Origin of the sequence: Collinsella sp. zg1085 (assembly GCF_018889955.1) — a bacterium.
GTDB lineage: Bacteria > Actinomycetota > Coriobacteriia > Coriobacteriales > Coriobacteriaceae > Collinsella.
Window position 1 is genome coordinate 1,599,015 of sequence record NZ_CP076545.1, and the last position, 12,200, is coordinate 1,611,214.

The 12,200-nt window shown below is 45.9% G+C and carries 8 protein-coding genes and 1 tRNA gene; 1 reads left to right on the plus strand and 8 read right to left on the minus strand.

Annotated elements, in window-relative coordinates:
* The first annotated feature begins 154 nt into the window (after positions 1–154).
* A complete protein-coding gene (locus tag KPC83_RS06805) occupies positions 155–2,908 on the plus strand; it encodes a YSIRK-type signal peptide-containing protein (protein WP_216278501.1) in 2,754 nt (917 codons plus the stop codon).
* Between the two features lie 656 nt (positions 2,909–3,564).
* Here KPC83_RS06805 and KPC83_RS07275 read toward each other — a convergent pair.
* From KPC83_RS07275 to KPC83_RS06845, 8 genes are all read right to left on the minus strand, one after another.
* Positions 3,565–4,158 carry a DapH/DapD/GlmU-related protein gene (locus tag KPC83_RS07275; protein WP_305828550.1) on the minus strand — a complete coding sequence of 198 codons (594 nt, stop codon included), beginning with the start codon at positions 4,156–4,158 and terminating at the stop codon, positions 3,565–3,567.
* A gap of 1,078 nt (positions 4,159–5,236) precedes the next feature.
* Positions 5,237–6,007, minus strand: coding sequence for a tryptophan synthase subunit alpha (locus tag KPC83_RS06815; RefSeq protein WP_216278502.1), 771 nt, complete (start codon positions 6,005–6,007; stop codon positions 5,237–5,239).
* Between the two features lie 46 nt (positions 6,008–6,053).
* Positions 6,054–7,334, minus strand: a complete 1,281-nt coding sequence (locus KPC83_RS06820; RefSeq protein WP_216278503.1) for a PTS ascorbate transporter subunit IIC — start codon at positions 7,332–7,334, stop codon at positions 6,054–6,056.
* 5 nt (positions 7,335–7,339) lie between these two features.
* Entirely contained in the window at positions 7,340–7,621 is a 282-nt protein-coding gene (locus KPC83_RS06825; RefSeq protein ID WP_216278504.1) for a PTS sugar transporter subunit IIB, read from the minus strand.
* The gene (locus KPC83_RS06830; RefSeq protein ID WP_216278505.1) at positions 7,615–9,675 is read right to left on the minus strand and encodes a BglG family transcription antiterminator; all 2,061 of its coding nucleotides are present in this window, start codon (positions 9,673–9,675) and stop codon (positions 7,615–7,617) included. The genes KPC83_RS06825 and KPC83_RS06830 overlap by 7 nt, the downstream gene beginning before the upstream one ends.
* Before the next feature lie 335 nt (positions 9,676–10,010).
* A tRNA-Lys gene (locus tag KPC83_RS06835) sits at positions 10,011–10,086 on the minus strand.
* 192 nt (positions 10,087–10,278) lie between these two features.
* Positions 10,279–11,556: an aminopeptidase gene (locus KPC83_RS06840; protein WP_216278506.1), complete on the minus strand. Its 1,278-nt coding sequence runs from the start codon at positions 11,554–11,556 to the stop codon at positions 10,279–10,281.
* 75 nt (positions 11,557–11,631) lie between these two features.
* The gene (locus KPC83_RS06845; RefSeq protein ID WP_253200915.1) at positions 11,632–12,180 is read right to left on the minus strand and encodes a hypothetical protein; all 549 of its coding nucleotides are present in this window, start codon (positions 12,178–12,180) and stop codon (positions 11,632–11,634) included.
* Positions 12,181–12,200 lie beyond the last annotated feature (20 nt).

The following is a 12,200-nucleotide window of genomic DNA, read 5'->3' on the forward strand; positions in this document are numbered from 1 at the left end:
AAGGGTGGGGTTGCAAGCTCTTACAACATAAAATGCTGTAAGAGCTTTTATTTTTACCTAAGCACATATAGCTTATAGACATATGTTATTTTTTTAGTAGTATATTACCTATTGCTGTTGTGTTGGTAAATAGACATAAGGGGTGCACAGACGCATGAAAAAAAAAGCGAGAAATGCTTATACGTATCTCTGTCAATATCGCATGAATTTAGGTTCTTCAATTAAAAAACTGAGCCTTGGCCTTGTATCTGTGCTCGTTGGCCTCATGTTTTTAGGTATAGGAGCCAAAGCCAATTATGCTGAAGAAGCAAGCACAAACAATAATGAGCCTGCACAAATAGATAATATTATCTCAACAGGGGGAGGTGTTGATGTAACACCTCTCGGGGCTAAAGAATTATGCAATGGATATGTTGAATATTCGTATCAAGTATCGTTTCAAGCTATTCAAAGTAGTGCCCATATACAAACAGCAAGCACCCTACATGTAGCTTTACCAGGTTTTGCTGAAAACGTTCGATTTACCCAAATTGGTACATACAACAAAGACGACCTTAAACTTGATACATTTGATAAAGATAAAATACTCGAACGACGGATGAACGCTTCGAGAAACGTAGAAGTACCCTTAGGTATTACCACTTCTTTAGAAACGTTTAAGCAGACGCAAACAGAACGTACAGCATTACTCGAACAAAACAATAAAGCTCAGTATGTTCAAGGGACATCTCTTGCATGGAACGAAGAATTGGAGTTGCGAAAAACGAAAGGTTTGAGCGATTTGCCAAATGCGGTGCTCTATTTGGGCTATTCCAAAGACGAATATAACGCATGGGTTGAGCGTTATAGCATTACTGACTACGACACAGAACATGAGCTCGAGGCACCTTCATCAATCGACGAAAATATTTCACGCTACCAAAACCTCCCACATACCATTAAAAATTATTTACTCTCTGGTGAAGGAGTAGGAAATCCTTTTGGTATACAAGTTAAGTTTATGGTAAAAAAAGAGCAAGCCCTAAAAACACCCAAGCTACCACTATGGGCTGCATTGGCATGGAGAGGGTTTGCTGAAAAAGATGGCATTCAACAATATGACACAGGCAGCCAAGCTCTTTTTGACTATAGAGGTGGAAGAAAATCGGCACAATTTATTTCCTATCCAGAATACATCACCGATGGCCAATTTGACGAACATGGACTCTATGGTTCAAATACCGGAATAACTGCATATACCGGCGATTGGAGGCGCATTGGCAATGACGTTTCACAAGGTGTATTTAATTATGTTGATATATTTGGTCTTAGAACTAACCCCGGTACTACATATTTTGCTCCCGAAGGTGAGGATTTAAGAGACATTGCCGTTGTTTGTTTTGGGAAAAAGCTTCCTTCAAAAACAGAACATGTTGTTAAGCCGCGCTATGAAGTTAAACCTATTTCCTACGACGGCCGTGGATTAAGCTTACCATCAGATAATTCCCACTCACTCGGAGGAGGTGTTGATGTAACACCTTTAAAGGCGAAAGATTTAGGCGATGGCTTTGTTGAATACTCCTATCAGGTGTCTTTTCAAGCACTAAATGCTAGTGACCATATCCAGAATTCCAGTAATTTCCATATTGCTTTGCCTGGAATCGGACAAGATGTTCGCTTTACCCAAATTGGTGCATATGACAACCAAAATTTCTACCATGCGCGGGAGAATTCACCAAGCTATCTTATTAGCCTAGATGCACGTATGCGCTATTCTCAAGCGGTAGAATTTCCACTGAGTATAAGCACAGGAAATGCCTCGTTTTATGAGGCAGAATACAACCGTTATGATGTGATGAATAACAGTCCGCTATTCAAACAAAATTATAGTGGGACAAACCCAGATGGATATCATGATTATGAGTATACCCCTGACTCTTTTGCAGATGCATATCAGATTGAATATCTTCGCTCACTTGGGTACCAGGAGCTACCTGGTTCGATACAATTTGTAGGGTATACAACAAAGTTTTTTAATCCGGATATTAATACATATGACTTGACAACAGACCTATCAGATGGTGAAACTCCCGCTAGGACAATCGAAGAAAATATTGCTAAATATGAGAATCGTCCTCATACGATTAAAAACTATGTGGTCCGCGTGCCTAGCGTGAATCATGCTCCATACGGGCTCAGAGTTAGTTTCAAAGTTCCTAAAGAACAAGCCTTACAAACACCTAATTTGGCGCTATGGGCAGGCCAGACATGGAGATGCTTCTCTGAAGGCGGAGGAAGTGGTTTCTATGACGATGGGTGCCAAAACCTTTATGATTTTGACGAAAAAGGTATTAGAAAAGCAGCGAGCTTTATTGCTCATCCAGAGACCATTCAAACTGATAAATTTGATAAGCACGGGCTCTACGATGCTGGTGCTGGGGTAACCGCATATACAGGAGATTGGCGATTCATTGGAACCGATGTTTCACCAGCCTCTTTTAACTACGTAAGAAATTTTAACCTTGATGCAAATGTAGCTGTTAGCTACACCGCTGCTTCAGCAGAGGACTATCGCGATATTGCCGCCCTCCACTTTGACCCAGAGGCGACGGAGCCCGAGCCGGAACCAGAACCAATGCCGGAGCCATGTCCGCAGCCAACGCCCGAACCGCAGCCAATGCCGGAGCCGCAACCCACACCAGAGCCAACGCCTCAGCCGCAGCCAGCACCGGAACCAGCGCCTCAGCCGCAACCGAATCCCATGCCGCAGCCAACTCCAAAGCCAAAAGCAGCTAACCCGAAGAAAAAACCACTACCCAATACCGGGGAAACGCCCACAATGACTGCATTTGCTTTCAGTGGCATCGCTGCGCTTGGGCTTGCCACCTTACTCCGCCTAAAAAATAAGCAGTCAACATACCAAGCTTAAAAAGCATTGCTAGCATTACTGCTTGAAGAGAAGTTACTATCCAGAGAGAATCACATTGGTTCTCTCTGGTTTTCTTTGAAGTTCTAAGCGCCTACTCGTTTCCTGAAGGTGCATGTGGAGCGAGCTAGCCTTGCATCTGCCGATTGATTCGCAAGCTTATGGGGTGGCATAGTCTTTTCACGGGAACTGCGCTACGCGAAAGTTCCCTTAGAAAAGCTATGCCACCCCTAGTAGAAGCCCTATCTCACCTGTCCCAAGAACTAATCTCGCCTCCGTAGATTGCTTATCGCCTCGTATCAACGGGACGAATGATTGCGCTCTCCAAATATGCTGCGCAGAATTCTCCGAACACAATTATTCGTCCTTTCCTTATGGTAAAGACCCATTACTCATGAGATAAGCGGCAAAACCCACACCCGCCATACACAAACAGCGTGTATAAAATGAAATGCTTGGGTTTGCAGCTCGTACGAGGCAACGCAAGACACAACAATTGCTGCTCCGCCAAGCGACATTGCAGCCTGTCCTTAGTAGTTCAAGCAACTGCCAAGTGATACAGTAGGCTGTACTTAGCAGCTTAAACAATTCCCTTCAAGTGATGCAGTAGCTGTAGCTCGACAACTTCTGCCTCAATAGCTTAAGCCGCCCCAAAACTTTTAGATGTTCTTTATAACTTTGGCGGGTACGCCAGCAACAACGCATCGAGCGGGAACATCCTTTGTAACTACAGCTCCTGCTGCCACGACCGCGCCATCGCCAATCGTAACGCTCGGCAATACCGTCACATTTGCACCCAACCATACATCGGCACCAATATGCACAGGTGATGGCACGATATTCCCGCGCAGCGAGGGTTCCATATTGTGATTGAGCGTTGCAATCATGCAGTTATGACCAATGAGCGCGCGATCCCCTATGTAGATGCCGCCTTGGTCTTGAAAGCGACACCCCGAATTGATAAAGACACCTTCTCCCAGGTGCGTATTCAGACCGCAATCGGTTGAAAACGGTGGGAAAAGACCAACACTTTCGGGGACTGGCCTCCCAAACAGCTCCTCAAGCTGCGCCCGCGTATCCGCCAAACTTATAAAATTTGCATTCATACGAGAACTAATTCGCAAAGCACGTTCCGACGCGGCAACCATAAGTCTATGTATCTCCGACCCTGCAACACATTCCTCCCCTGCGTCCATACTGGCAAGGAATTGTGCAATCTGCTCGGCGTTTAGCTCGTCTCCACCTTCGTACATGAAAGGTTCCCTCTCTTTCGATTTTGCTTCAAACCATTACGTTTGTACTACACTCTTGAACCGCTATGGTAATGTTTACATTACCATTCCACAGCAGGTCAATCAGCCGAGACTCCATCCATGCCTGAAATGTAACCAAGCTTGGTATACAACCTCGCGGTGGAGCCATAAAGGCCGAAATATGATTGCCTGCATAAGGTACATAACCACCGCCTTGCTAGCCGCTGATAAGTTACACCTGTCGCTTTGGCAAAAATGACGAAAAAGTACTCTCTATAACCCAGCGGGTTAGTATTTGTTCAGCAAAGCCACAGGTAGATGAACTGAGCGTAAAACAACAACTGTCTCTTTACGCCAAATTAGTCAAAAATGACAGTTTTTTGCGTCAAATTAGTCATTTTTGCCAAATCGCAGAAAGGCGGTGACATTAGCCAAACCCCTTTTGACAGAAATGGGCAATTTGGTAGTGTAGAACCCCCGTGGGTTATTCGTTGTTTTATAAACCTGCAGGTAGATGAGTTGCAGTTTTTCGTGGTCTAGGGGGTTTATTGCCAGATTGCCCCTTTTTGTCAGTTTTTACTACCAAATTGCCTGTTTCTGTCAAAACAGCTATTCCAAGTCAGTGATGTTTTGGAGTCTGTCTGTACATATGAAGAAACGAGCTACTTTTTCAGAGAAATGTTTGAAGGACACAGCTTTATTGAAATGCAGTTTTCTTCAAGCATAGTGAGCAGGCGAAAGACCAAGGTATTGCGTTCGGAGAATTCTGCGTAGCACATTCGGAGAATGCAATACCTTGGTCTCTTCCGAGTTGAGAAGCGAACTGTTTTGCGTCGCCTTGCAGGAGCTGCAACCCCAGACCTTTCTTCGCATACACACTGCTTGTGTATGGCGGGTGTGGGGCGCGCTGGTCTGTGAGCCAGAAAAGTTGGGTTGCAGCATGAAGGTGGCATAGCTTTTCTAAGGGAACTTTCGCGTAGCGCAGTTCCCGTGAAAAGACTATGCCACCAACCAAAGCAAGAGCAAAACAAGGCTGCAACAACAGCTCACCCCACACACGCCTTCAGGAAACAAGCAGCTACATTCCAAGTGCTGCCAGATACTCCCGTACCGCTACTACACCCCCAGCATCAATGCGCCTTATCAGCTCTGACCCGATAATTGCTCCATCCGCGCCGCTATGAACCACAGTTTGGATATCTTCTTTACTCGATAGCCCAAACCCAACAAATACTGGAATTTCGGAATAGCCTCGAATACGTGCAATAGTCGTTATGAATTCTGTTGGTAAAGGTCCTGTCTGACCAGTGAGCCCCGACCCCGTGACAACATAAGCAAATTCCGAACACTGCCCTAGCATATGGTGCATCTCAGCTTCATCTGTCTCACCACTAAACACGCGCACAATGCCCGAATAATCTGCGACCCTAAGCTCACAATCCAAGCAAAGCACCGCATCATAGCGCCAACGCTCAAGCCGGCTCAGCTCATAACAATCCAAACTCTCACCGTATGTCATCAACACCACGCGAAACGAATATCGATGTCGAATCTTACCCAGGGCATCCACAATATCTTCCCTCGTAAGACACCCTCGCACCTGTTCATGCGCATGCCGAATAACCGCACCATCCGCATAAGGGTCAAGCGCAGGAATCCCAATTTCCACATAGCCGATACCACGCACTTCGAGTTCGTCCAACACAGCATAAAACATATCCCAGTTTGGATAACCCAACATTAGATAGAAAACCATGTGCTTTGATGGCAAACCCTTTGCTTGCACATCTTTTTTTGACACAGCTTTTTCCAGCTCATCTTTTGCCGTTATACCTTCAACATTCCCCACTTCAACCTCCTTAACACTCAGCTGCAGCATACACACACGTTAGACCCTAAAGCGGCAGCATTTTTAACAAAAAGCCAAGGAGCGGTCCATAGACGCAGTAATCAGTCTCAGACAAGATGCGCATAATGGGAGCATATGAGCCAATCAGCGGAAGTAAAAGCGCCTGACCAACAATCAAAAGCACGCCATTGATAAGTGATGCCATCACAGCGCCCCGTGCACCACCATGTGCTTCGCCAAATATTGCAGTAATAGCACCAGTAAAGAAGGTTGGAATAAGCGCAGGAAACACAATTACCGGGTATCCTACTGCTGCAAGCACAACCATGCCAACAAGTCCCGACGCCAAGCTGCAGAGAAAGCCAACGATTACGCAGGTTGGATAATTTGGAAACAATAGCGGTACATCAAGACCTGGTTTAGCGCCTGGAATAACCTTATCGGCAATACCATGAAATGCTGGAATAATCTCGGACAACATCATACGTACACCAGTGATAATAACGGTAATCCACATGCCAAAACTAATACCTTGGAGAATTGAAAAAACAAGAATATCTTTTCCGCCAGAAATGTTCTCGCTTACCCAAGCTGGATTTGCTATTGCACAAACCACCAAAAACAGCAGACTCATAACAAGCGTCAGTGCAATGGTCATTTCACGTAAAAACGAGAATTGTTTAGGAATTTCAATTGTTTCAAGGCTCTGCTCTTTATTGCCAAACTGCTTTGCCACAAGAGTTGCTACCAAGCAACCAATTGAGCTTGAGTGTGCAATCGTAAACCCTTCTGCACCTTTTACGCCCTGAATTGCCCAGTTGCAGTATGCGCAGGTCAACGTCATATAGCAGCCCAAAAGAACTGAACCTACGCCAACGACTCCCCAAAATGGCAAACTCGTGTTGTATGTAAGCAACGCCGCAATAAGTCCCGAAAAGAAAAACGAAACATGTGCCGAAAGATGAACATATTTGAACTTCGTAAATCGTGCGAGCAACAGGTTAATCAAAAAGCCAAATGCAAAAATAAGTGCAAGTTCAGTGCCAATTTCTGCCATATACTCTGCTGATGCGCTTGCAACATCGGTCGAGGCTTCACCGGACGCGCCAAAAGCTTTAGCTATCATAGTTGCAAGAGGCAGCAAGGTCATACCAAGCGTTTGTCCACCAAGATTGACCATCGTAAAGCCAATCATCGCTTTAATTGCAGAAGGAAAAATCTGACTCCAGCTCTTTTTGAGAGCAAGCATGCCAACAACAACCACAAGACCAATAATAAAAACTGACTGGCTCAGGTAATTTTGTACGACGTAAAGAATAATATCCATGAGATTTATCCCTTCAATAATTCAATTGCCTGTAAAAGCTGGGCACGTAAAAATGGCTTATCCATCATGTTGTCAATGCGAATAATGCAGGTATCAGCGTCGCGTAAGACATTTGCAAAGTCGCTTGTTGTGATGAGAATGTCATATGCAGACGCATCCACCGAGCCAATGTCTGAAGCATCAACTGTTGCTTCAATCTGCTCTGCATCAAGAATCTGCTGAGCGAATAAGCGCAGCATCATACTGCTTCCAACCCCTGCTCCGCAAACGGTGACGATTTTTACCATGGTCTATCCCCTTCAATAAGCGCCATAACCTCTTGTGGTTGTGTGGCATTCTCTATACGTGCAATAACGTCGCTATCAAATAACAAGTCAGTAAGCTCAGCAAGAGCATTTAGATGCGTTTGATGATCGACTGCGCACAAGGCAATAACTAAACGAACAGGATCATTGCTAGGGTGTCCAAATACAACAGGTTCATCGAACGTAACGAGCGAAAAGCCAATTCCTTGTGCACCTTGTTCTGGACGCGCATGCGGCATGGCAATACCTGGTGCAATAACAATATATGTTCCATTGACCTCGACATTTTCAATCATTGCATCAATGTACTCAGGCGTTGCAACGCCTTTTTGTACCAACAACTGCCCTGCCACTCGTACCGCAGCATCGCGATCGGGAGCATGTACCTTACAGGCAATTAAATCTTCTGTTAGAACCTCTTTGAGCATGGGCTCATACCTCGCTTTCAAATAATGTTGATGTGGTATCCCGTGAAAATACGACCCTAATTCCTGAACTAAGCTCTGCGTTTGGTGCTCATCCATAGAAACATGTTTAGTAATGAGCTTCATAAGCTCTGAAATATCAATATCAGAACTCCTAGCATCTAAAACAGTACGCAGCCGTTCCTGGTCGTCTTCTGTTAGTTGCGGCGATACAATCTCAACCGGCAACGGCTTTTTAGTGATACGGCTCATGTCTACATTGAGTGGAACTGTGCTTACTATAAGGTCAGCATAATTGTGTGCAAGCCAAGCCTTAAGTTCACGTTTTCCTAGAACCGCTACAACAGAAACGTTATAGAGAGCATGCAGACGCGCTCGCAAAATCTGCGAGGTTGATATACCTTCTTGGCACACAAGCACCACACGCGTATACCGCTTTACCACGCAATTTCGCCGCTCAAGTGAGGCCGCAAAAAAGAGCGTGAAATACGCAAGTTCAGCTTCATCAAAATGAACTTTAAGCCCTGTTTCTAATACATGCACCGAAGAACAAACCGTCTCATGCAGTTCTGAACATTGGGTCTGAACATAGCCAAGCATGGGGTTATTCACTTGGTCGTTATGATAAGCGCGCCAATATGCCGGGCGAAGATGATTGAGTAGACCTTGGAACAACGCGTCATCTTCGGAGAAGCCAGCACTTGGATACACCTGTGCAAGTTCATCGATGAAGGCATGGGTAAGCACCGTAAGCTTGAGCCAATTTTCGCTCAGCAAATCATCGTAGTGAGTTACTGAGCTCTCATGCAGACGTGCAGCAATGTATAAAAGCTCTCCTTCGGGAATGGTGGGTACACCATAACAACAAGCAATACGAGACTGATAATGCTGGAGAAGTTCCTGCTCACGCGTCTCCAAGCCAACAGATGGCGAATTGCTGATAAACTTGCCTATCCGGACTCTCCGGTATGCCGCATAGAGTGCTGCGAGTAATCGTTTGATAGCAGTATCTGAAAAAGTAACAGACAACTCATCTGCTAAGTCTGACAATATTTCTGTCAGCTCATCAAGCATGCTCACGTCTTCTGTGGGAATTACATGTTCAAAATGCACCGCGTCTACGGTAAACAAGTGTGTTAATGCCGCACGTATCGCAGGTTCTTCACCAGAAACAACATATCCTTTGAATGAAATTGTCTCAATTGAAATGCCCTGTGCTAGAAGTTCATCTTTAATACGCGCCAAATCACGAATCAACGTATTACGAGAAAGCTGCATAGATTGAGACAGCTCATCAATAGAAAAGCCTTGCGGACGCGTCAAAATTATCTGAGTGATTATATTTCGGCGAAATCGCTGATCAATATAGATAAGATCGTTTGTATCGATGAGCGACGAAAATGTGAGAGAAGGAATGTGGTCATATGAAAGCAGGCCTTGATGATTACGTATGACCGGGAAAGCTTTTGATGCCAGCATTGCATTGAGACGCTGTATATCATTGTAGATGGTACGAGTGCTGACATGCATCTGCTCAGCAATATGCTCAACAGAAATACTCTCTCCGCGTATGCAGATGAGGTCAAATACCTTGGCTAGCCTATTGCTCATGAGACAACCTCCTCATAACTCATACTAGGCGGAATGCTTAAGGTGCAACAAATCCAGACTTGTTCAAATTTCAATGAAAGATTTGAGATATGACGAGCTCTACAATTTGCTTCATGAAAGCGAAGCTGATGTTATTCAAGGACGTGTATTGCCTTTTGACGAAACACTAAAACATATCAAGAAAGTGCTCGCTCATGGAGAGCAATAAGGCTCTAGGCTCTTATCTCGATATATCCAGCTAAAATTTCTGACGCTCTCATTCTGGATAAAACCGTCAAGCAAACGCCCTAGATAAAAAATAGGGAGCCATCTTAGGCTCCCTACCTGCTTGCTTATGGTGCGCCGTCAGGGGCTCGAACCCTGGACCTTGGGATTAAAAGTCCCCTGCTCTACCAGCTGAGCTAACAGCGCGCGATGTGCATTGTATCACGCAATGGATTTCATCTCTAGTCCTAGAACAGCTTCACGTTTCATCAATAGCTCGCGCGAACCTCTGCATACACAGACCATACATGAAATAGCTCAGCCTCTCAGCTACTGTAAGTACGTATTTCTCCAGCTAGCACAGCCGTAAACGCTCTGCCCTCAATGTCTGTAGACCAGCTATTCCCAGCTCCACTGCCCATTCACAAAAACGGGAACTTCTGAACCATCCTCACAAATTCCAGTAACCGACAAATCATCGGTACCAATCATAAAGTCTACGTGCGTATGCGAGCTATTCACCCCGCGCTCACGTAGCTCCTCAGCACTCAACTCATAACCGCCCTCGTAGCACTCAGGAAAACCGATGCCCAGCGCTAAGTGACAACTTGCATTCTCGTCATACAGGGTTGAATAAAAGAGCAAACCGCTCTCGCGAATAGGCGTATTTTTGGAAATAAGCGCAACCTCACCCAAACGACGGCCGCCCTCGTCGGTATCTAAAATACCTTTAAGCGTTTCTTTGCCAACGGCAGCATCAAACTCAACAACGCGACCCTGCTCAAAGCGCAACCAAAACCGGTCAATCTTATTGCCGTGATGAATTAGGGGTAAAGCCGAATACACAACACCATCAACCTGCTCGCAATGCGGCGAGGTAAAAACCTCCTCGGTTGGAATATTGGGGAAGAAATCATGCCCGTCTGGGGTTTTACCTTTACCGCCCGCCCACACATGCTTATCGGTTAAGCCAACGCTTAAATCGGTGCCATTGCTTGCCGTATAATGCAGCGCCTTAAAATGACGCTCGTTCAAAAAGCGCAAGTTTTTCTCAAAGCGCGCATCATGAAGCTCCCAGTCGCTTTCTGGGTCATCACCATCGGCACGCGCTACCGATAAAATCGCACGCCAGAGCTGGTATACACCAACCTCCTCGTTCTCCTGCGGAAAAACGTGCTGAGCCCATGCCGCAACCGGCGCACCTGCGATACACCACGGGTTTTCATTGAAATCAAGCCCATGACGAAATACCGTGCATTGCTGATTTTTTGCCTTAGAAGCAGCTGCTGGCTTAGCTGGGTCAATACCTAAGAGCGCCTCTGGATCGCTTCCATCAATAAACACAAAACAGGCACCCATAGCAGCTAAATCATCGAGCTGCGCGCGCTGCCAAGCAGGGACTGTTTCAAACCACGCCGTCTCAACATGCTCATACTCAAGACGTGATACCACATCATCAGACCAAATGACCGTTACATGTCCTGCCCCCGCCTCATATCCTGCGCGTACAAGGTCACGACAAAAATCGGCGCGCTCAACAGGACAGCGCACTACCAGCTCTTGACCGGGCTTTACATGAACCCCCTTACGCACAATAAGCTGTGCATAGCGCCAAATAGCCGGCTGCAGCGCCTTCATAGCTACACGCACTTCTTCGTGCGTCATAGATGCCGTCATAGTTCAATCCTTTGAGTTTTTCAGGTTTCCTAGGGTTTCTTGAATTTCCCAGGTGTCATAGATTTATTAAATGTCTTAGTTCTCTTTGCTTCCCTTTGCCTTTTTACGCACACGACGCTCGCTCGCACGACGCGCCCCGCGTTCAAGCACGTCATTCAAACGGCTCTCACTCAAGCCCTCGGCATGAGTGCGTTCAGCATTGCGGATGGGTCGAATCTTTACAAAATCAAAAATAAATGCGGCAATAATAATGATATATGCCATGCCCACCGCGGCATACTGCAAAAAACGCCCAGTATTATCAACCTGTTCGCCTAATACGATAAGCAAAATAAACGCGATAACAATCATTACAACACCAGCTGCAATAAGTGCATACCACGTTTGCCGATGACGCGCATACTCTGCATTTTCGCGCAGCAAAATATTAGAAGCCGCATATACGCGATCTTCCTGCTCACGCGCCTCACGACGACGCGCACGCTTCTCCTCGCGGCTTAAACCAATCAGCGACTCACCGCGCTCAGCACGAGCTCGCTTTGCTTTTGCGCTGCTAGGAACCACGCGCACAGAACTTGCCGCAGCGCGTGCCGGACGTGCCGAAGCTGACGACCTACGAGCCATACCAGGTCTGCCATCGCGCA

Coding starts and splice junctions, on each gene's coding strand:
- KPC83_RS06805 (WP_216278501.1), top strand. CDS start 155: ATGAAAAAAAAAGCGAGAAATGCTTATACGTATCTCTGTCAATATCGC.
- KPC83_RS07275 (WP_305828550.1), bottom strand. CDS start 4,158: ATGTACGAAGGTGGAGACGAGCTAAACGCCGAGCAGATTGCACAATTC.
- KPC83_RS06820 (WP_216278503.1), bottom strand. CDS start 7,334: ATGGATATTATTCTTTACGTCGTACAAAATTACCTGAGCCAGTCAGTT.
- KPC83_RS06825 (WP_216278504.1), bottom strand. CDS start 7,621: ATGGTAAAAATCGTCACCGTTTGCGGAGCAGGGGTTGGAAGCAGTATG.
- KPC83_RS06830 (WP_216278505.1), bottom strand. CDS start 9,675: ATGAGCAATAGGCTAGCCAAGGTATTTGACCTCATCTGCATACGCGGA.
- KPC83_RS06840 (WP_216278506.1), bottom strand. CDS start 11,556: ATGACGGCATCTATGACGCACGAAGAAGTGCGTGTAGCTATGAAGGCG.
- KPC83_RS06845 (WP_253200915.1), bottom strand. CDS start 12,180: ATGGCTCGTAGGTCGTCAGCTTCGGCACGTCCGGCACGCGCTGCGGCA.